Annotated in this window: 17 protein-coding genes and 1 rRNA gene; 6 read left to right on the forward strand and 12 right to left on the reverse strand. The window is 72.5% G+C overall.

The features are described 5' to 3' along the window. The 3 genes from VF746_01495 to VF746_01505 all read right to left on the reverse strand — a co-directional run. Positions 1-230 (reverse strand): 16S ribosomal RNA (locus VF746_01495); the annotation flags it as partial. 684 nt (positions 231-914) lie between these two features. Then, entirely contained in the window at positions 915-1400 is a 486-nt protein-coding gene (locus VF746_01500) for a hypothetical protein (protein ID HEX8691087.1), read from the reverse strand. A gap of 140 nt (positions 1401-1540) precedes the next feature. Beyond that, a complete protein-coding gene (locus VF746_01505) occupies positions 1541-2773 on the reverse strand; it encodes a L,D-transpeptidase (GenBank protein ID HEX8691088.1) in 1233 nt (410 codons plus the stop codon). 183 nt (positions 2774-2956) lie between these two features. Here VF746_01505 and VF746_01510 point away from each other — a divergent pair, with 183 nt between their 5' ends. Beyond that, on the forward strand, positions 2957-3781 hold the full coding sequence (locus tag VF746_01510) for an SDR family oxidoreductase (GenBank protein HEX8691089.1): 825 nt from the start codon (positions 2957-2959) through the stop codon (positions 3779-3781). Positions 3782-3891: 110 nt separating this feature from the next. Continuing rightward, the gene (locus VF746_01515) at positions 3892-5694 is read left to right on the forward strand and encodes an ABC transporter ATP-binding protein (GenBank protein ID HEX8691090.1); all 1803 of its coding nucleotides are present in this window, start codon (positions 3892-3894) and stop codon (positions 5692-5694) included. A gap of 144 nt (positions 5695-5838) precedes the next feature. Here VF746_01515 and VF746_01520 read toward each other — a convergent pair whose 3' ends face one another. The 6 genes from VF746_01520 to VF746_01545 all read right to left on the reverse strand — a co-directional run bounded on the left by VF746_01520 (position 5839) and on the right by VF746_01545 (position 10252). Continuing rightward, positions 5839-7218, reverse strand: a complete 1380-nt coding sequence (locus tag VF746_01520) for an aspartate aminotransferase family protein (protein HEX8691091.1) — start codon at positions 7216-7218, stop codon at positions 5839-5841. A gap of 19 nt (positions 7219-7237) precedes the next feature. Further along, the gene (locus VF746_01525; GenBank protein ID HEX8691092.1) at positions 7238-7603 is read right to left on the reverse strand and encodes a DUF86 domain-containing protein; all 366 of its coding nucleotides are present in this window, start codon (positions 7601-7603) and stop codon (positions 7238-7240) included. Beyond that, a complete protein-coding gene (locus VF746_01530; protein ID HEX8691093.1) occupies positions 7593-7883 on the reverse strand; it encodes a nucleotidyltransferase family protein in 291 nt (96 codons plus the stop codon). Before VF746_01530 ends, VF746_01525 begins: the two co-directional genes overlap by 11 nt. A gap of 41 nt (positions 7884-7924) precedes the next feature. Continuing rightward, positions 7925-8407, reverse strand: coding sequence for a GNAT family N-acetyltransferase (locus tag VF746_01535; GenBank protein HEX8691094.1), 483 nt, complete (start codon positions 8405-8407; stop codon positions 7925-7927). Further along, positions 8394-9506 (reverse strand): magnesium/cobalt transporter CorA, encoded by a 1113-nt coding sequence (gene corA, locus VF746_01540; protein HEX8691095.1) that lies wholly within the window; start codon positions 9504-9506, stop codon positions 8394-8396. The genes VF746_01535 and corA overlap by 14 nt, the downstream gene beginning before the upstream one ends. A 272-nt stretch (positions 9507-9778) precedes the next feature. After that, positions 9779-10252, reverse strand: a complete 474-nt coding sequence (locus tag VF746_01545) for an SCP2 sterol-binding domain-containing protein (protein ID HEX8691096.1) — start codon at positions 10250-10252, stop codon at positions 9779-9781. Positions 10253-10474: 222 nt separating this feature from the next. Here VF746_01545 and VF746_01550 point away from each other — a divergent pair, with 222 nt between their 5' ends. The 4 genes from VF746_01550 (at position 10475) to VF746_01565 (ending at position 15264) form a co-directional block, all read left to right on the forward strand. Next, positions 10475-11362: a cytochrome b/b6 domain-containing protein gene (locus VF746_01550; protein ID HEX8691097.1), complete on the forward strand. Its 888-nt coding sequence runs from the start codon at positions 10475-10477 to the stop codon at positions 11360-11362. Next, entirely contained in the window at positions 11359-12069 is a 711-nt protein-coding gene (locus VF746_01555; GenBank protein HEX8691098.1) for a molybdopterin-dependent oxidoreductase, read from the forward strand. The genes VF746_01550 and VF746_01555 overlap by 4 nt, the downstream gene beginning before the upstream one ends. Before the next feature lie 311 nt (positions 12070-12380). Beyond that, positions 12381-13208 (forward strand): hypothetical protein, encoded by an 828-nt coding sequence (locus VF746_01560; GenBank protein HEX8691099.1) that lies wholly within the window; start codon positions 12381-12383, stop codon positions 13206-13208. Between the two features lie 31 nt (positions 13209-13239). Beyond that, complete coding sequence (locus VF746_01565) at positions 13240-15264, forward strand: PEP-utilizing enzyme (protein ID HEX8691100.1); 2025 nt, start codon at positions 13240-13242, stop codon at positions 15262-15264. A 149-nt stretch (positions 15265-15413) separates the two neighbouring features. On the opposite strand, the gene VF746_01570 is transcribed toward VF746_01565, so the two are convergent. The 3 genes from VF746_01570 to VF746_01580 all read right to left on the reverse strand — a co-directional run bounded on the left by VF746_01570 (position 15414) and on the right by VF746_01580 (position 19676). After that, entirely contained in the window at positions 15414-15911 is a 498-nt protein-coding gene (locus tag VF746_01570) for a DUF2306 domain-containing protein (protein ID HEX8691101.1), read from the reverse strand. Between the two features lie 304 nt (positions 15912-16215). Further along, positions 16216-18300 carry an insulinase family protein gene (locus VF746_01575; protein ID HEX8691102.1) on the reverse strand — a complete coding sequence of 695 codons (2085 nt, stop codon included), beginning with the start codon at positions 18298-18300 and terminating at the stop codon, positions 16216-16218. Then, the gene (locus tag VF746_01580; protein HEX8691103.1) at positions 18297-19676 is read right to left on the reverse strand and encodes a pitrilysin family protein; all 1380 of its coding nucleotides are present in this window, start codon (positions 19674-19676) and stop codon (positions 18297-18299) included. Before VF746_01580 ends, VF746_01575 begins: the two co-directional genes overlap by 4 nt. Positions 19677-19692 lie beyond the last annotated feature (16 nt).

Genomic DNA, 19692 nt, shown 5'->3' on the forward strand with positions numbered 1-19692 from the left:
CTATGAGCGCTCCCTTGCAGGAGCTTTCCTCTCCCCCCCAATCGAAGGGAAGAGCGTATGCGGTATTAGCCCGGGTTTCCCCGGGTTATCCCCCACCCACAGGCAGGTTGCTCACGTGTTACGCACCCGTTCGCCACTGAACCAGTCCCGAAGGACTGATCCCGTACGACTTGCATGTGTTAAGCGCGCCGCCAGCGTTCGTCCTGAGCCAGGATCAAACTCTCCATTAGAGAACTCGATTAGCTCGATGAACGAACGACTGTTGTCGTTCATTCGGAATTTCGTGTTGACCATGTCCCGTTTCTCGGCACTGGAGGACACGATGCCTCCAACCGGCCCTAGAGCCGGCGTGCCACGGGGCGCCCTGGTTCAAGCACTCCCACTGACCCGTGTTGTCAAATCTCCGCAGGCCGCTGACCCGCTTCGTCATGGCGTCCGAACCAGTTTCACCCGGTCCGCCGCGTCTGCCCGCCCTCGTTCGAGCGAGCCTTTCAATCTAACCCCGCCGGCTCCTTCCGTCAACCCCCGAAGCGCTTCCGTTTTTTCGACTTCGCTTCGCGAGTCCGTCCGGCTAACTCGTTCAACCTAAACCACTTGCGCTCAGCCGTCAAGGGGCGATTCCTGCTTTTTCGCCCCGAGACCCCTCCGAACGCCGAAGTTCGGGCGGAGCCTTAAAGGATACAACCCCCAAGGCCCCTCGTCAACCCCCCTCCCGGGAATCGACCACACTCCGGTTTCAAGCGGGCGCGAACTATATCAGGGTCCTTCCCGGAGGTCAACCCCCCGTGGCCGGATCGTAGCGCGGGGAAACCACCCGCGAAGCGAGAGCCCCGCGCGGCACAGCCAGCCGCGTGGGGCTCCGGATGACATCTATATATAGGGCCTGCACATAGGGGCGGACGCCCTTGGGGCGGCTACGGCGCTCCCGGCGGCTCGGCCGGACCCTCGCGCAGGCCCTCTTCCAGGCGCTTGAGCCAGGCGGGGCGGACGGCCTTCTCGTCGTCGTACATCCGCCCGACGAACTCGACCAGCCGCTGCAGGCCGCGGCGCTGGGCCGCCTCCGGCATCCCGGCGATCACCTCCAGGAAGAGCATCGCCATGTCGGCTGGGTCCTGCAAGTGGCCCGCCTCCTGGTGCTTGTGCTTCAGGTACCAGTCCTTGAGCTTCTGCCAGTTCCCGTAGGGCTGGGGAAGCTCGCGGACCTCGTGGTAGGCCTTCACCAGATCGTCGACCGAGCTCTTGGAGATGCCGATCTCCCGCGCCAGGTCGCGCAGCGACTGGCGCTTGCGGCGGTGCGCCAGGTACGCGGCCACCGCCTCGAGCTGGATCCGCTCGCTCCACGGGCCGCCCTGCGGCGCGCCCTGGTTCTGTCCGAATTGTCCACTTTGAGGCGTAGTCACGGGAAAACGTACACTCCGCACGAGCGCCGCGCAAGAGGCGTTTGCAGGGAAATTCCGGGGAGAAAGTGGCAGAAGCGGACAAAGCGAACGCCCGCAAGCGCTTAGCGCCTGCGGGGGTTTTCGGCGGCGCGGACGGGCCGCTACCGGTCCGGCGGCCGCACGGCCAGGCCGCGCTCGTCGCGGTAGCCCTGCTCGGCGAGGCGTAAGGCGTCCCAGGCGCGCTGGCCGGCGCGGGCCAGCACCTCGCGCGGGGCCCGTCTGGTGGGCCAGGGGGTGCTGGCGTCGTCGCCGGCCTGGCGCGGGTAGAGGCCCAGGGTGGCGTCGACGATGGCGCGGGCCACCGGGGCGCGCCGGGCCCGGTCCAGGCTCCCCAGCACCTCCAGCGTGCGCAGCGGCCGCTGGGTGAAGGCGTCGGCCAGGAAGGTGGCGTACTCCTCGCGCAGGCGCCCGTCGCCCATGTCCTCCACCTTCGTCAGCAGGCCCGCCAGCGCCGCGTCGTCGCCTTCCTTGACGCCGCGGAAGAGGAGCACGCTGGCCACGCGCGGCCAGTCTCCCGCCCCCTCGGCGAAGGCGGAGCCGAAGAGCTCGCGGTCGAGCCGCTCCAGCAGCACTTCCGTCTCCTGCCCCTCCAGCTCCACCACCAGGGGGTCGCGCGGGGGCGGCGTGCCGGCGGGCCGGCTGCGCGAGGTGCGCGCGGGCGGCGGCTCGGCGGGGGGCAGGTCGTGCCCGCCGACGATCACCACCTCGGTGCCGATCTGCACGTTGTGGTAGAGCCGCAGCGCGTCGGCGTCGGAGAGGCGGATGCAGCCGTGCGAGACGCGCCGGCCCAGCAGCTCGGGCTTGTCGGTGCCGTGGATGGCCAGCCCGTGGCCGATGAAGACGGCCGCGGAGCCCAGCCCCCGCTTGTGGCGCCAGCGCGGGTCGTTGGGCCCGGGCACCGGCAGGTCGTGCTCGACGAACCACCAGTCGGGGGCGATCCAGTCGGGCTCGATCGCCTTGGTGGTGACGTGGAAGGTGCCGTTCGGCGTGTCGAAGTCCCACTCGCCGTCGTCGCCCTCCAGGCTCAGCCCCGTGCCGGTGCCCACCAGCGCCGACCAGAGCACGCGCCGCCCCCTGGCGAAGTACAGCCGGTTGGCGTCGAGGTCGATGACCACCGCGTAGCCGCCGCGCTGCAGCGCCTCGGAGCGCACGCGCAGCCCGCCCTGCGAGGACGACGGGGCCGGCGCCGTGCGCGTGGAGGAGCGGCCGGCCGGCGGGTCGGCGGTGCGGCGGCGCGCCTGGGCCGCCGCGTCGTCCGCGCCGAGCGGGACGGTGCCGAGCGCGGCGAGGGTGGCGACGGCCGCGCGCGCGAAGGTGGAGCGGAACGCGATCATGGGCTTTGCTGCGACTGCGAATGGTCTCCGGACCATGAAAACGGGCGATCCGGGGCATGAGGCAATCCACGTACCCGCGGAGCCGCCCGAGGTTGCGGCGCATGTCGCGGAAGTCGCCCGAGACTTGCGGTCGCCTTCGGCGCGGAGAGATGCGCCATCACCGATCACATGGACGGGGGAAGCATGGACGCGACGGGGCGGAAGGTGATCGTGATCACGGGGGCGAGCGGCGGGATCGGGGCGGCGCTGGCCCGGCACCTGGGGGCGCAGGGGCACGCGCTGGTGCTCGCCGCCCGCCGCGAGGCCGAGCTGGGCGAGGTGGCCCGGGCCGCCGCCGCGGACGCCGTGGCGGTGCCGACGGACGTGACGCGCCGGGCGGAGGTGGAGCGGCTGCGCGACGAGGCCCTGCGCGCCTTCGGGCGGGTGGACGTGTGGATCAACAACGCGGGGCGGGGGATCAGCCGCCCGGTGCTGGAGCTGACGGACCAGGACGTCGACGAGATGATCTCCGTCAACGTGAAGTCCGCCCTCTACGGGATGCAGGCGATTCTTCCGCACTTCCAGGAGCGCGCGGAGGGGCACCTGGTCAACATCTCCTCCTTCCTGGGCCGCGTGCCCGTGGCCACCGTGCGCTCGGCGTACAGCGCCGCCAAGGCCGCGCTCAACTCGCTGACGGCGAACCTGCGCATGGAGCTGCGCGCCCGGTACCCGGGGATCCACGTGTCGCTGGTGATGCCCGGGATCGTGACGACGGACTTCGGGAAGAACGCGCTGGGCTCCACCGGCGGCCCTCCCTCGATCCCCCCCACCGGGCCGATGCAGCCGCAGACGCCGGAAGCGGTCGCGGAGATCATCGCGGCGGTCGTCGAGCGCCCGGTGGCCGAGCTGTACACGAACCCCGCGCACCCCGAGATCGCGCGGCGCTACTACCAGGACGTCGCCGCCTTCGAGGCGGGCATGCCGGCCGGACCGCCGCCCGCGGCCGGCGCCGCGCAGGCGCGCCGGTAGCCGGGCGCGGCCCGGCTTCGCCACGCGGGGAGGGTGCGGGGGACCGGCGGCGCGTGCTAACTTCGCGGCTTCGCCACCCCTCGTCCCGAAGCCGACCCCGAGGACCCGACGTGCCCGACGCATCCGCCGACCCCCGCCGCAGACCCGGCCCCCTCCGCCGCCTGATCCGCTACGCGCGGCCGCACCGCGCCCGGGTGTGGCTGGCGTCGGCGTGCTCGGTGCTCAACAAGGTGTTCGACCTGGCGCCCGAGGCGCTGATCGGCGCGGCGGTGGACGTGGTGGTGCGCCGGCAGGACTCGCTGGTGGCGCGGCTGGGCTTCCCCGACGTGCGCGACCAGCTGCTGGTGCTGGCGGCGATCACCTTCGTCATCTGGCTGCTGGAGTCGCTCTTCGAGTACCTGTACGGGGTGCTCTGGCGCAACCTGGCGCAGACCGTCCAGCACGAGCTGAGGCAGGACGCCTACGCCCATCTCCAGGACCTGGACCTGGCCTTCTACGAGGAGCGCAGCACGGGCGGGCTGCTGGCGATCCTGAGCGACGACGTCAACCAGCTCGAGCGCTTCCTGGACCGCGGCGCCAACGAGATCATCCAGGTGGTCACCACGGTGCTGATCGTGGGCGCCGCCTTCTTCGTCGCCGCCCCCGAGGTGGCGTGGATGGCGATGCTGCCGATGCCGTTCGTGGTGTGGGGCTCGATCGCCTTCCAGCGGCGGCTGGAGCCCCGCTACGCGGCCGTGCGCGAGCGGGCGGGCGAGCTCGCGGGGCGGCTGGCGAACAACCTGAGCGGGATCACCACCATCAAGGCGTACGCGGCCGAGGAGCACGAGAAGGCGCGGGTGGCCGCCGAGAGCCAGGCGTACCGCGCCGCCAACCGCCACGCCATCGCGCTGAGCGCGGCGTTCGTTCCGCTGATCCGCATCCTGATCCTGGTCGGCTTCACGGGGACGCTGGTGTTCGGCGGGCTACAGGTGCTGGACGGCGAGCTGGCGGTGGGGACGTACTCGTTCCTGGTGTTCATCACCCAGCGCCTGCTGTGGCCGCTCACCCGGCTGGGCGAGACGCTGGACCTCTACCAGCGGGCGATGGCGTCCACCACGCGCATCATGGCGCTGCTCGACACCCCGGTCGAGGCGCACCCCGGCGACCGCGCGCTGCCGGTGGAGCGGGTGCGCGGCGAGGTGGAGCTGAGGGACGTCACCTTCGCCTACCGCGACCGCCCGCCCGTCCTGCGCGGCTTCTCGCTGCGCATCCCCGCGGGGGAGACGACCGCGGTGGTCGGACCCACGGGCTCGGGGAAGAGCACGCTGGTGAAGCTGCTGCTGCGCCTCTACGAGATCGGGTCCGGGAGGGTCGCGCTGGACGGGACGGACGTGCGCGAGATCCGCCTGGGCGACCTGCGGCGGGCGGTCGGGCTGGTGAGCCAGGACGTGTTCCTCTTCCACGGCACCGTGCGCGAGAACATCGCCTACGGGTCGTTCGGCGCCACGGACGAGGAGGTGGTGCGCGCGGCGAAGCTGGCGGAGGCGCACGACTTCGTGGCCGCGCTGCCGCGGGGGTACGACACGGTGGTGGGCGAGCGGGGGCAGAAGCTCTCGGGCGGGCAGCGGCAGAGGCTCGCCATCGCCCGCGCCATCCTCAAGGACCCGCCGGTGCTGGTGCTGGACGAGGCGACGAGCGCCGTGGACAACGAGACGGAGGCCGCCATCCAGCGCTCGCTGGAGCACATCAGCCGGGGGCGGACGACCATCGCCATCGCGCACCGGCTCTCCACCGTCCGCAACGCGCATCGCATCTACGTGATGGACCGCGGCGAGATCGTGGAGCACGGCACGCACGAGGAGCTGCTGGCGGCGGACGGGACGTACGCGGCGCTCTGGCGGGTGCAGACGGGCGAGGCGGTGGGGGTGGAGTGATTCCCTTTGCCGAACGTTGATCGGTAGATCGGTACTCAAGATCTCCAACCAAATATCTCACACGGAGTCAACGGAGTTAACGGAGGGTTTTCTCTGTTGACTCCGTTGACTCCGTGTGAGGCCCTGTTGTTTTCCAGGTTTGTATCAGCGCATCTCGTCGAGAATCCCGCCGAGGACGTCGAGGGCGGCGTCGGCCTGCTCGTCGGTGAGGACGAAGGGCGGGGAGAGGGAGAGGACGTTGCCGTGGATGCCGCCGCCCAGGGTGAGCACGCCGCGCCGCAGCGACTCGACCACGACGCGGCCGGCCAGCTCGGGTGCTGGGATCCGGCTCTCCCGGTCGCGCACCAGCTCGACGCCGATCATCATCCCCCGGCCGCGCACCTCGCCGACGCGGGGGTGGTCGGCCGTCATCTCCTCCAGGCGGGCCTTGATGCGCGCGCCCAGCCCGGCGGAGCGCTCCACCAGCCGCTCCTCGCGCAGCACCCGGATGGAGGCGAGCGCGGCGGCGCAGCCCAGCGGGTGGCCCAGGAAGGTGGAGGTGTGGATGGCCTCGCCGCGGGAGCGGGGCCAGGCGCCCATCGCCGCCTCGGTGCCGATGCAGGCGGCGAAGGGGAGCCCGCCTGTCATCCCCTTCCCCACCACCAGCAGGTCGGGGGTCACGCCCCAGTGCTCGCCGGCGAACCAGCGCCCGGTGCGCCCGAAGCCGGTGTAGACCTCGTCGAAGACCAGCAGCAGTCCGCGCTCGTCGCAGATGCGGCGCAGCCCCGGGAGGAAGCCGTCGGGCGGCACCACGTCGCCGCCGCGGCCCTGGATCGGCTCCACGACGACGGCGCCGATCCCCTCCGAGGCGGTGCCCGGCGCGTCGAGCAGGTGCTCGACCCAGCGCAGGGTGGCCGCTCCCACCTCGTTGGGGTCGCGCCCGAAGGGGGAGCGGTACGGGTACGGGTACGGCGCGAAGACGGCGATCGGCGGGAGCTGCGCGGCGAAGGGAGCGCGGAAGTCCTCGCGGCCGGAGACGGAGAGCGCGCCGTAGGTGAGGCCGTGGTACGAGCCGTGGAACGCAAGCACGCGCGGCCGCCCCGTGGCAACGGCCGCCGTCTTGAGCGCCGCCTCCACCGCCTCGGCGCCGGAGCTGGCGAGCACGGCACGGGTGAGGCCGCCGGGCGCCACTTCGGCGAGCGCGCGCAGGAGGTCGACCTTGACGGCGGGCGGGTGCACGTCGCCCATCCCGTGCAGCAGCCGCCCCGCCTGCTCGCGCACGGCGGCCACGATGCGCGGGTGGGCGTGCCCCGGCCCGGCCACGGCGAAGGCGGCGGTGAGGTCCACGTAGACGTTGCCGTCCACGTCGCGCACGTTGGCGCCCCGCGCCTCGGCCCAGAACACGGGGAAGTCGTCCGCCAGGTAGGTGACGTTCGGCGACTCGACCCGCGCCAGCTCACCCCCCAGCCGCCGCGACTCGGGCCCCGGCGGCGGCACGCGCACGTCGGGGAGGAGCGTTCCCAGCATGGCCGGGGCGTCTGTCATCCCCACAGGAGAAGTGACGTCAGCCGCCACCAGCCAGCTCCTCCGGGTGCTCTTCACCGGCGATCTGCACGAGCACCGATCTGAGGTTCCCCATCATCGTCGTCGCGATGTTCCAGATCACGTCCTCGTCCAGCCGGTAGTAACTGTGGGCGATCACGTCTCGCAGTCCCACGATCTTTCGCCACGTAATTTCCGGATAGCGTGCACGCACCTCTTCCGGAATGTGCTTCGCGGCCTCGCCGAGAGTCAGCAGGTCGAGCAGGATGATCTTGCGCACCCTCTCGTCCGCGTCGAACTCCTCTCGGGTCAGACCATCGACCTCGCTGAGGACCGACTCCGCGGAAGCAATCATGTCGCCCAGGAACAGCCACCAGCTACGCGACACGGAGAGCCTCGCGCTCAATGGTTTCGCGAAGCCACGGCCGGAGCATCTTCCGCGTGGCGATATCGACGCGCCTGCCCAGCAGATCTTCCAGGTAGATCTTCAGGCCCATGTAGGAGTCGAAGGTCGGAGCGGACCTGAATTCGACCAGCACGTCGATGTCACTCTCGGGCGTGGCCTCGTCACGCGCCACCGAGCCGAACAGCGCGAGCGACTGCACGTCGAACTGCTGCCACTCGGCTCGATGCTCCTGCAGCACCCTCACCACCTGGTCGCGCCGCATGCCCGAGGTAGTCATCCTGTATCCCCTCGCATCTCTCTCGCTCACTCCCGCGGCGCGTGCTCGGCGATCCAGCGGGTCATCAGGTAGCGGTCGTGGTCGTGGAAGCCCAGGCGGCGGTAGAAGCCCTGCGCGCCGGTGTTCGCGCGCTCCACCTCCAGGTGCAGCGCCGCGACGCCCAGTTCGCGGCACGCCTCCACCGCCTTCGCGATGGCCCGGCGCCCCAGCCCGCCGCCGCGGAACGGCTCGCGCAGGTACAGCTCGTCCACGAAGGCGTCGCGGCCGGCGAACTCCAGGCTGTAGCCCAGCGTCAGCACCAGGTAGCCGGCCGGCTCGCCGTCCGCCCACGCCACCCACACGCGGCCCAGCGACTCGTCCGCCAGCAGCCGCGCGAGCGCCGTGCGCGCCCGCGCCTCGTCGAAGTACAGGCCGTCGTGCGCGTACAGTTCGCGCATCATCGCCACCACCACGTCCTCGTCGGCCGGCGCGGCGGGGGCGAAGGAAGCCTCCGCGTCAGCCGCGCCCACCGATCCACCCCCTCCGCCAGAAGAAGGCCAGGAGCCCCATCCCCACCAGCAGCATCCCCCCGATGGCGAAGGGCCAGTCCCAGTACCACGCCGCCTCGGGGTGGCGCAGGTTCATCCCGTAGAGCCCCGTCAGGAAGCCCAGGGGGATGAAGATCGAGGCGAAGACGGTGAGCACCTTCATCACCTCGTTCATCCGGTTGCTCACCGTGGACAGGTAGAGCTCGGTGAGCGAGGAGGCCACCTCGCGGTACGCCTCCACCAGGTCCAGGATCTGGAAGGCGTGGTCGTGCGTGTCGCGCAGGTACACGAGCGTCTCGGGGCGCACCAGCTCGCCCGGCTCGCGCAGCAGGGTGGCGAGCGCCTCGCGCAGGGGCCACATGGTGCGGCGCAGCGCCATCAGGTCGCGCTTGATCAGGTGCAGGTGCGCCACGCAGTGGTGCCGCGGCCGCTCGATCACCTCGTCCTCCAGGTCGTCCAGCGCGTCGGCGTACGTCTCCAGGACGGGGAAGCAGTGGTCGAGGATGGCGTCCAGGATGGCGTACGCCAGGTAGTCGGGGCCGGAGCAGCGGATGCGCGGGTGGCCGCTCCGGATGCGCTCGCGCACGGGCTCCAGCGGGTCGCCGGGGCGCTCCTGGAAGGTGACCACGAAGTCGGGGCCCAGGAAGATCCCGATCTGCTCCAGGTCCAGCTGGGGCGCCAGCCGCACCATCCGCGCGACGATGAACAGGTGCCCCTCGTACGCGTCGGCCTTGGGACGCTGGGGGACGTGCATGGCGTCTTCCAGCGCCAGCCGGTGCAGGCAGAAGATGTCGCCGATCTGCTGCACCGTCCCGGCGTGGCCCACGCCGTCGACGTTCACCCAGAGCACGGGCCACTTCCCGCGCATGTGGCGGACGGTCTCCAGGTCGTCGGCCACGTGCTCGCTCATCTCGTGCGGCGCGTAGCCGATCACCGTCACCCGCGGCGGCGTGGCGCCGGGGGCGGAGACGAGCACCCCCGGCTCGGCGCCCGGCGCGGGGCGCGCCACGCGCTGCAGCGGCTCCTCGAGCGCGGAGGCCGCGTGCGCCAGCGGCAGGCGGAAGAGGTCGCGGCGCTTCAAGTGCGAAGTCCTGGGTGCGAAGTGCGAGGCGCGGGGTAATCGCCCTCGCGTTGCTCCATAGGGACGAGGCCTGCCTCGACCGCGCCGGCCGCATCAATGCTCGCCGTGCGCACGAAATCAGCCCCCGCAGCCCGAAGGGCTTCCCGTGGTTCCAGCGAGCGTCTTCAGGCGCTCGTCACCGACGCTCGTCCCCGGCGCTCGTCACGGGACGCTCGCTACCGGCGCTCGTCGCCGCGCTCGCTACGAGGCGCTCCCGATCCGGCGTCCGCTCGTCACGACGGGCTCGGCACCGGCCCGGCCTCCGTGGCGTCCGATGCCGACGGCCGCGGCTCCGGGAAGGTGCCGCCCACCTCCGCCGCGGCGGCGATCATCTCCCGCGCGGCCCCGGCGTACCTGGCGACGGTGAACAGGCCGCCGCGCACCAGCCGCAGCTTCCCCTGCATCACCGCCGCGACCGGGTCCACCTCGCCGCCCAGGAGCCGCTTCCAGGTGGCCACGTCGGCGCGGAAGACGAAGGGCGCCGTCTCCACCTCGCCGTCCGCGGCCAGGCGCGCGCCGCGGCAGGCGCCCTGGTGCGCGTCGATGAACACCGAGCGGTCCGCCTCCACCCCTTGCGCGGGGTCGGCGCCCATGACCAGCACGATGGCGCCCTCCCACCCCGCGGCGGCCGTGCGGTACGCCTCGCGGCGGTTCAGGCCCTCGCAGCAGGCCCGGCTCCACTCCTCGGTGAACACCTCGATCGGCATCGCGTCTCCCGGCAAGGCAGGCGGCTGGTGGTTTCGTATTCGCGTTCGATCCATCCACGCGCGGTGACGAAGGGTAAGCCGCGTGCAGGCGTGCGGCAACCGCGGTGCATCCGGGAACCTGCGCCGCGTGCGAGTGATTCGTTCGGATAGGCGGCCACTCATCGGCCGCGGGCGACCTCACCGGCCGATCCCGATCCCCCCAATCATCCGCTCTCCCGACCGATGGCCGAAACCAGGGACAGGCCCCGCCACCACTGGATCGTGCGCGCGACGCACTGGGTGAACGTGGCGGCGCTCACCCTCATGATCGCGAGCGGGCTGCGCATCTTCAACGCGTACCCGCAGTTCGCGCGCAAGGGCGAGGAGTTCTGCTGCTGGCCGTGGGAGGGCACCCCGATCCCGGCCTGGCTCACCTTCGGCGGGTGGCTGGCGGGCGCGCGCAACTGGCACTTCGCGATGATGTGGGTGCTGGCGCTGAACGGCCTGGTCTACCTGGCCTTCGTCTACCTGCACGGCGAGTGGCGCGACCTGGTGCCGCGCCGGCGCGACCCGCGCGACGCGTGGGAGATGGTCAAGTTCTACCTCTTCGTGCGCAGGGACCACCCGCGCCAGGGCAAGCACAACGCGCTGCAGAAGCTGGTCTACTTCTCCCTGCCGATCCTGGGCATCCTGGCCGTGCTCACCGGGCTCGCCGTCTGGAAGCCCGTCTCCCTGGCCCCGCTCACCGACCTGTTCGGCGGCTACGTGTGGGCGCGCTACTGGCACTTCGTGGTGATGCTGGCCCTGGTGGCGCTCTCCGTCGGCCACGTCTTCATGGTCTTCGCCGTGGACCCGCAGTCGCTGCGCGCCATGACCACCGGCGGCTACGACGAGTCGCGCTCGCCCGAGGCCCTCAACGCCCGCCCGTTCCTGCGCGGCCGCCGCCCGCAGGCCTTCAAGATCAGGCGGGCCGCCGAGCCACCGGCGGAAACCTCTCCAGCCGCGCCGGTGCCGGTCGCCGCGGGTGACATCGTGGATTCGGGAGATGCTGATCTGGCGGAAGATCGCGGACCCGCACGCGCGGAAGCCGAGGCGAGGGCGGCCGGGGCGGACGCCGAGGAGGAGGGATGACGATGGACAGGCGCAGGTTCCTGGCGCTGGGTGGCGCGTCGCTCTCGGCGCTGCTGCTGGAGGCGTGCAACTCGAAGGGGCCGGAGGGTGCGCGCGAGCTCCTGCGCTGGGCCGAGCGGCGCAACGAGGGCGTCGAACGCTTCCTCTTCCGCCACACGGCGATGGACCACCCGGAGAGCCGCCAGGTGGCCGGGCGCGCCATGCCGGCGTACTTCATCTCCAGGAAGGTGCCGGTGTGGGACCCGGCCGTGCGCGGCACCTGGGCGCTGGAGGTCGCCGGCTCCGTCGCGCGCCCCCTGCGCCTCTCGCTGGACGACCTGGTGAAGCTGCCGGGCGTCACCCAGCGGGTGAACCACTACTGCGTGGAGGGGTGGACGGCCGTCACCCGCTTCACCGGCGTGCGCGTGAGCACCCTGGCGAAGCTGGCCGGGATCCGGCCCGACGCCCGGTACGTCGACTTCGAGAGCTTCGACGACGGCTACCACGAGAGCTGGGACCTGGAGAGCGCCCTGCACCCGCAGACGCTGGTGGTCTACGCCCGCGAGGGGCACTACCTCAACTCGTACTACGGCGCCCCCGCGCGCGTGCACTCGCCGGTGAAGCTGGGCTACAAGAACACCAAGTACCTCACCCGCGTCGTCTTCCTGCCGAACCGCACCGGCGGCTACTGGAGCGACAAGGGCTACGAGTGGTACGCGGGGACGTGACTTACGCAGTTCCAGCGCGCGGGCGACGTCATCGCCAGAGGCTTTTCCGAGGCACGATCGGTTACGCCGCAGCCTGCTGACGAGCGCGAACGATTCCGATATGTTCGTGGTGAAGCTCGACGGCGCCCGGGACCCTCCAGCGCAAGGGCTTCGGCGCGACGGCACTCGATGACGAGAACCGGATCGACGCTGCCACCACCGCGGAGACCTGCCATCGACGCCCGCCGAAAAGCCATTCGTGGCCCGAGATCCACGCGGATTCCCTCGTCGCCGGCGGCGCGCGCGTGACGGGCCCGCCTCCCCCGCGAGCGGTGCCCCGCGTGATCTTCCTGGGCGGGAACGGCCACGCCGCCGCGCGGCTCGATCCCGCGCGCCGGGTCCTCGACGAGCTCACGGGACCTGGCGCGCGTCCGCCGTTCACGATCTTCGACGTGCCCTACCCCGGCTTCGAGGGCCGCCCGCGCGCGGGCAGCCTCGACGAGTTCCTCGCCGCGGTCGCGGAGTCGATCCGCGCGCGGACCGGCGCGCGCGGGGAAGACGAGGGCGCCGGCCGCCCGCTCGTCTACGCGACGGGGATCGGCGGCCTCCTCGCGCTCTGCCTCCGCGCGCGCGGCGAGCTCGCCGGGGTCCCGCTCCTCCTGCAGGCGCCCGTGCTCTGGGGCCTCGCGCGCCGCCTCATGCCGCGCGTCCTGCGGATGGGGCCCGCCCGGACCGCCCTCCGCCTCGCGTTCGCGTCCCCGCTGTTCCAGGCGCGCTTCGTCCGCAAGCACTTCCAGGCGCCGCTCGCTTCAGACATGCGCGCGCGCTTCTTCGAGGGCTACGCCCGGTGCGGCGCGCTCCCCGATTTCTTCGCGTGGCTCACGCCGGAGCTCCTGCGGCGGCTCGAGGCCGACTTCGCGGCGCGGCCGGAGGCGCTCCGGCACGTCGCGGCCTGGTGGGGCGGGCGCGACCGGGTCGTGCCCATGAAAGAGCTCGCGTGGACGGAGGCCGCGCTCGGCGTGACGTGGCCCGTGCGGCTCTTCCCGGCGTGGGGCCACTATCCGATGATCGACGATCCCCCGGGCTGGGTGAGGGCCCTCTCCGATGCCGTGGAAACCGCTTCGCCGCTTCCGGGACCCCTCGATCCCGAAGCTCGATAACCTCCGCCGCGCGCAGGCCGCCGGCATCCGCGTGCCCACGACGTTCTGGATCCGCGCGGCCGAAGGCGCGTCCGCCGGAGCGCTCCCGCCCGGGATCGCGCGGGGGCCCTTCATCCTCCGTTCGGGCTCGCCCACGGAGGACACGCGCCGCACGTCGAACGCGGGGCAGCTCCTCTCGCTCGTGGTGCGCGAGCCCGGCCGCGCCCCGCAGTCCCTCGCGGAGGTCGTCGCGGCGCTCCCGAAAGACGAGGCCGGCGCCCCGCTCGGGGCCGTCTTCGCGCAGCCGCTCGTCGAGGCCGGCGAGGCGGGCGTCGCGTTCTTCGACGGCTTCTACTACGAGCGCACGACCGCCGCCGGCGGCAACGAGCGTCTCACGTCGGGCCAAGCGCGCGGCGAGGTCACGCGAGGCCACCTCGCGCGCGGCGAAGCGTGGTCCGCGTGGCTCGCGCGGGTCTACCGGGTCTTCGGCCGCGAGGCGCGCGGCGGCACCGAGGGCATCGACGTCGAGTTCGCGCGCGACGAGGCGGGCTACGTGCTCCTCCAGGTGCGCCCGGCGCTCTTCCCCGTAGCGCGCAACGAGACGCTGAGCCTCGCCAACCACAAGGAGATCCTCGGCGACCCTCCGAGCCCGTGGATCGCCTCGGTGCTGGGCGTCTCGGGGCGCGAGGTCCTGTCGTTCTTCGGCGAGGTCGACCCGGCCGTCGCGTCGTGGCGGGACGCGTACGCGGTGGAGATCGGCGAGCGGGCGTGGATGAACTTCTCGTTCTTCTTCCGGCTCATGGACCACTGGGGCCTCCCGCGCGCCTTCGTGACCGAGGGGGTCGGCGGCGAAGGCGGGCCCGCCGCAGACCGGCGCGCGACCCTGCGGCGGCTGCTCCGGAAGGCCCCGGTGCTCCTGCTCCTCCAATGGAGGTGCCTCCGCACCGTGATGGGCATTCGCCGCGCGCTCGCCGGGCTCGACGAGCGGATCGACGCGGCGGCGTCGCTCCCGGATCTCTTCGGCGCCAACGTGGCCGCGATGACGCTCGCGATCCGGACGAACTTCGCCATCAACAGCGTGCTGTCGGGCGTGACGCGCGTCCGGAAGGCGCTCGGAGTCCGCGGCGCGGCGCGCGTCGTCACGCGGGAGATGATGGAGCGGTACGGCGAGCTCGCCTCGCTCCCGGCGGAGGCGCGCGAGGGCGGGCTCGACGCGTGGCTCGCCGCGTTCGGGCATCGCGGGCCGCTCGAGAGCGATCCGTCGCGGCCGCGCTTCGGCGAGATGCGCGAGGTGCTGCTGCGCGACCTCGCGGCGAGCGCCGGGGCGGCCGCCGGGGGCCTCCGCGCCGGGGCGAAGGCGGGCGCCCCCGCTCCCCCCGCGCGCGCGACGCCCGGCGCGCGGCCGTTCTACTGGATGGACGAGCGGCGCGAGTGGTTCCGGGACGAGCTCATGCGCCGCTGGCAGCGCCTCCGGGCGCGCCTCCTCGAGGAAGGGCGCCGCCTCGCGGCGGCGGGCGCGATCGACGCGCCCGAAGACGTCTTCCTGCTCCGCGGCCCGGACCTCGCGCCCGCGGCCGACCTCCGCGCCGCCGCCCTCTCCGGCCGCCGGCGCATCGAGAGGGCGCGCCGAATGGACCTCCCGCCGACCGCGTCGCGCGAGCAGATCGAGCGGGCGTGCGCCGGCGTCGAGCAGGCCGAGGCGAAGGCCGCGGGCCGCCGGGTCTTTCCAGGCATCGCGCTCGTCCCGGCGCTCGTCGAAGGGCGAGCGGTCAAGGCGGACGACCTCACGTCGCTCCTGATGGGCTCCGCGGGCGGCTCTCCGGGCCAGCCGCCCCTGCTGGGTCCCGACGCGATCCTCGTGGTCCCGGCGCTCGAGCCCTCGTGGGCCGTGGTCTTCCCGCGCGTCCTGGGCGTGGTGGCCGAGCTCGGGGGCGAGCTGAGCCATGCGTCGATCCTGCTGCGCGAGGCGGGCCGCCCGGCGGTCGTGAACTGCGCGGGGATCTTTCGCGAGGTCCGCACGGGCGACCGCCTGCGCGTCGACGGCCCGCGCGCGCTCGTCGAGATCCTCCGCGACTGAGCACACGCGGGTCTCTCGACCCTTCGATCGCCGGCCTTCTGAACGACCTGACGAGGATGGTCTTCCTGCCGAACCGCACGAGCGGCTACCGGAGCGACAGGGGCTGCGAGTGGTAGGCGCGGACGTGACTCACGCCGATCCGGCGCCCGTCAGGCTGACGCGTTCCGGGCGGCGCGGCGCGCGGCGGCGGCGCGGAAGGGAGCCAGCAGCGGCGCCTCGCGGCGGCGGATGAGCGTGGCGCCGACGCCGATGACGGCCGCCGTCCCCACGAGCACCGCCCACCAGAACCGCGCGCCCGGAACGCGCGTCCCCACCTCCGACACCGCCGCCGCCAGGAGCCCGACGTACGACCAGGTCATGAAGCGGTAGTGGTGCTCGTACCAGTGGGCGGGCCTGCGCCGTACGGCCGGGATCATCCCGCCGAGCAGCGTGGCCAGGCTGACCAGCGCCGCCGCGTGGAAGGGTCCAAATCCCCCGAACAGGCGGTAGATGAGCAGCGCCGACGCGTTGAGCGCCAGCATGCTCGCCGCGTACACCCACCCGACGCGGCGGTGGCTGCGCGTGCCCTTGCGGCGCGTCAGCACGGCCGCGCCCGAGGCCAGGGCGGTCACGGCCGCCGCGGTGTGGAACCAGCCGAGAGTGTCCATGGCGCGCCCGTACGCACGAAAGTCCGGGCGAGGTTTCACATCGAACCGGATAACACCGGGTGATGAGGCGAGCGGGCATGGGCGTCGCTACCGCGCCCGACCCACCTGGCGAGGTGAGAAGATTCTTCGGCCCTGCCGTCATTCGTGCAGGTGCCGGTTCGGTGTGACCGGGCCTCAGAACGACAGCGAAAACCCATAGCCATCCGAACTCGGTCTTGTTCCCCGGCGGACGCATCAACGGGAAGGGCCGGCGCACCAGATCCTGGCGCGCCGGCCCTTTCCGTCGAGACGACGAGCCGTCAGCTCACTGCACCGACTGGAGCTGGATGACGACGGGCTGGCCGGTGAGCTCGTACTTCACCGGGATGTGCGGCGCCTCCTGACGCAGCCACATCACCATCGGCTGCTGGCGGCCGGCCACCTCCACCTTGAATGCCGGGAAGGTGCCCGCCGGGACCGTCACCGATTCCACGCCCGTCACCCGGAAGGTGACCGGGGCCACGCTCCCGCTCCCCATGTTGAACTGCGGGATCGTGATCGTCTTCCCCGCGGCCAGCTCAGCCACGGCCAGCATCACCTCGTCCATCCCCTCCAGCACCGCGCCGGCGGGCGCCTCCACGTCGAAGGTCTTGTCGCCGCCCATCTGCGCCGGGCGCTTCGCCTCGCCCCGGAAGCGCCCGCCCTCCAGCGTCACCGAGGAGTTCCCGGTCAGCGGCCCCTCGACCGTCTCGGTGTGCGACACGGGCGCGAAGCCGGGGCCGAACTTCGTCACCAGCGTCTGCTTGAGCGGCCCCAGCTGCCCCGTGCTGGTGCGCGTCCACCCGGCGCCGTCCTTCACGAGCACCACCGTCTGCGAGCCGACGGGGTTCCCCTGGAAGGAGACCTGGTAGGTGAGGGTGGAGGGCGCCACCCGCGCGTAGTCGAAGCGCTCGGTGGAGGCGCGCACCTCCAGGGCGCTCCTCTCCAGCGGGGCGCCCTGCACGTCCACCAGCGTCACCGGGGCGATCCGCTCCAGCGGGCCCAGCACCCGCGCGGCGTCGCCCACCACCACGATCACCCCCTGGTCGGGAGTCACGAACTTGCGCGCCACCCGCTGCACGTCGGCGGCGGTCACGGCCGAGATGCGCTGGTTGTACTGCAGCAGGTCCTCGATCGGCAGCCCCAGGATCCGCGTGGTGGCCACCTGCGACGCCACCTGGCCGGCCGTCTGGATGTTCACCGGGAACGAGCCCACCAGGTAGCTCTTGGCACCCTCCAGCTCCTGGGCCGGCACGGGCTGGTCGCGCAGGCGGCGCAGCTGGACGAGCAGCTCCGCGAGCGCGCTGTCGGTGACCTCGGTGCGCACGTCGGCCTGCGCCAGGAAGATGCCGGTGTCGAGCGGGCGGTCCACCAGCGAGTAGGCGCCGTACGTCCAGCCGCGCTGCTCGCGCAGGATCTGGAAGAGGCGCGAGTCGGAGCCGCCGCCCAGGAGCCGGCTCATCACCTGCACGGCGTAGTAGTCGGGGTCGCCGGCGCGGATCCCCGGGTTGCCCACCAGGAGCGTCGACTGCACCGAGCCGGGGCGGTGCACCAGGGTGATGCCGGCCTTCTCGCGCGCGGGGAGCGCCGGGAAGGAGGGCCTCGCCACGCCGCCGCGCTCCCAGCCGCCGAAGTACTGCCGCGCGAGCTCCTCGGCCCACGCGGGGGTCACGTCGCCCGCCACCACCAGGAGCGCGTTGCCGGCCTTGAAGTGGCGGGCGTGCCAGTCGCGCAGGTCCTGCTGCGTGACCGCCTGGACCGTCTCCGGGCTGCGCAGGATCCCGTACGGGTGGGCGCCGTAGACCTCGCGGTAGAAGCGGCGCGACGCCAGGAAGCCCGGCTGGCCCATCTGCGCCTGCAGCTGCGAGAGCATCTGCTGGCGCGCCGTCTCCACCTCGTCCTGGGGGAAGGTGGGGTGGAGCGCCGCGTCGGCCACCAGCTCGAAGGCCAGCGGGAGCCGGTCGGAGAGGATGGTGGCCGAGACGCCGGTGTAGTCGTCGGCGGTGAAGCCGCTGAGCGAGCCGCCGGCCCCCTCGATCTGCCCGGCGATCTGCTGGGCGGTGCGGGTGGCGGTCCCCTTGGTGAGCACCTCCGCCACCAGGTGGGCGGTGCCGGCCTTCGCCGCGGGGACGGTGGCGGTCCCCGAGCGCACCAGCAGGGTGAGGCTCGCCACCGGGGTGCGGTGGTTCTCCACCACGATCAGCGTCATCCCGTTGGGGAGCTGCGTCTCGCGGAACGCGGGGAACGAGAGCGGGCGCGCCGGCATCGGCGCCGGCGGCGGCTGCTTCTGGGCCGCGGCGGGCGCGGCGGCCAGGGCGGCCGTCGCCAGTGCGAAGGCCAGGGCGCGGCGGGCGGTGCGGTTCGCGTTCATCGGGCACCTCCCTGCGGGGCGGCGGCGGCCGGCTGCACGATGGCCAGGGCGCGGTTGTTCGGGGCGAAGTACTGCCGGGCCACCCGCTGCACGTCGGCGGCGGTGACGGCCATGGGGGCTTCCAGGCTGCGGTTCACGTACGCGGGGTCGCCCCGGAAGTGCACGGCGTACTGGAGGGCGTCGGCCACCCCGTGGGCGGTCTCGCGCTCCAGCACGGTGGCGGCGCGGAGCTGGTTCTTCGCCTTCTCCAGCTCGGCGGCGCTCACCCCCTGGTCGCGGATGCGCGCCACCTCCTCCTCCAGGAGCGCCTTCAGCCGGTCGGCGCCCACGCCCTGGTTGGCCACGATCCAGTACAGCGCCAGCGAGGGCCCGCGCCGCTCGTCGAAGAAGGGGACGATCTGGCTGGCGGCGCGCTCGCGCTTGACCAGCCGCTCGTTCAGCCGGCTGCTCTCGCCCTCGGCCAGGATGGTGTTGAGGAGCCGCACCGCCGCGAAGTCGGGCGAGTCGGCGCCCGGGACCCCGTAGACGGCCACGATCGCCGGGAGCTGGGCGTTGCGGTCCTGGAAGGTGCGCTCGGCGGGGAGCTTGGCGAACGGCTGCGCGCAGGTGTTGCGCGGCGGCGCGGGCCCGGCCGGGATGTCGGCGAAGTACTGCTGCACGAGCCGCCGCGCCTCGGCGGGGTCGAAGCCGCCGGCCACCACCAGGGTGGCGTTGTTGGGGCGGTAGTAGGTGGAGTGGAACGCCCGCGCGTCGTCGACCGTGGCGGCGTTCAGGTCCTCCATGGAGCCGATGGCCGTGTGCGAGTAGCCGAAGCAGGTCTCGGCGTTGTAGGGGATCTCGGAGAGGCTCGCCCACACGGCGGGGAAGTACGGCGCGTTGTCGACCCGCTGGCGCTTCTCCTCCTTCACCACCTCGCGCTGGTTCTCGAAGTTCTCCGACGTCACCGCCAGGCTGCGCATGCGGTCGGCCTCCAGCCAGAGCCCCAGGTTCAGGCGGTGGGCGGGCAGCGTCTGGAAGTAGGCGGTGCGGTCGGCGCTGGTGGTGCCGTTGTAGAAGGCGGCGCCGGCGCGCTCCAGCAGCTGCATGTGCTCGCCCTTCCCCAGGTTGGCCGACCCCTGGTACATCATGTGCTCGAAGAGGTGGGCGAAGCCGGTGCGCCCGGGCTTCTCGTCGCGCGAGCCCACGTCGTACCAGACGTTCACGGCCACCACGGGGCTGGCGGGGTCGGGCGCCAGGAGCACCCGCAGCCCGTTCGGGAGACGGTAGTCCTCGAACTGGATCCGCCCCGCCGCGGCCGCCCCCTGCGCCGCGGCGGGCGCCCCGGCGGCCAGCAGGGCCAGGGCGGCGAGGCCTCCCCGGATGAAGGTGGATCTCATACAGCCTCCTGCACTT

The sequence above is a fragment of the Longimicrobium sp. genome, assembly GCA_036389795.1.
Classification (GTDB): Bacteria; Gemmatimonadota; Gemmatimonadetes; order Longimicrobiales; family Longimicrobiaceae; genus Longimicrobium.

What these genes read in the sequence shown, in the direction of transcription:
- VF746_01505 (HEX8691088.1), bottom strand. Translation starts at nt 2,773, where the DNA reads ATGATCGCGTTCCGCTCCACCTTCGCGCGCGCGGCCGTCGCCACCCTC.
- VF746_01510 (HEX8691089.1), top strand. Translation starts at nt 2,957, where the DNA reads ATGGACGCGACGGGGCGGAAGGTGATCGTGATCACGGGGGCGAGCGGC.
- VF746_01520 (HEX8691091.1), bottom strand. Translation starts at nt 7,218, where the DNA reads ATGACAGACGCCCCGGCCATGCTGGGAACGCTCCTCCCCGACGTGCGC.
- VF746_01530 (HEX8691093.1), bottom strand. Translation starts at nt 7,883, where the DNA reads ATGCGGCGCGACCAGGTGGTGAGGGTGCTGCAGGAGCATCGAGCCGAG.
- VF746_01545 (HEX8691096.1), bottom strand. Translation starts at nt 10,252, where the DNA reads ATGCCGATCGAGGTGTTCACCGAGGAGTGGAGCCGGGCCTGCTGCGAG.
- VF746_01550 (HEX8691097.1), top strand. Translation starts at nt 10,475, where the DNA reads ATGGCCGAAACCAGGGACAGGCCCCGCCACCACTGGATCGTGCGCGCG.
- VF746_01555 (HEX8691098.1), top strand. Translation starts at nt 11,359, where the DNA reads ATGACGATGGACAGGCGCAGGTTCCTGGCGCTGGGTGGCGCGTCGCTC.
- VF746_01570 (HEX8691101.1), bottom strand. Translation starts at nt 15,911, where the DNA reads ATGGACACTCTCGGCTGGTTCCACACCGCGGCGGCCGTGACCGCCCTG.
- VF746_01575 (HEX8691102.1), bottom strand. Translation starts at nt 18,300, where the DNA reads ATGAACGCGAACCGCACCGCCCGCCGCGCCCTGGCCTTCGCACTGGCG.
- VF746_01580 (HEX8691103.1), bottom strand. Translation starts at nt 19,676, where the DNA reads ATGAGATCCACCTTCATCCGGGGAGGCCTCGCCGCCCTGGCCCTGCTG.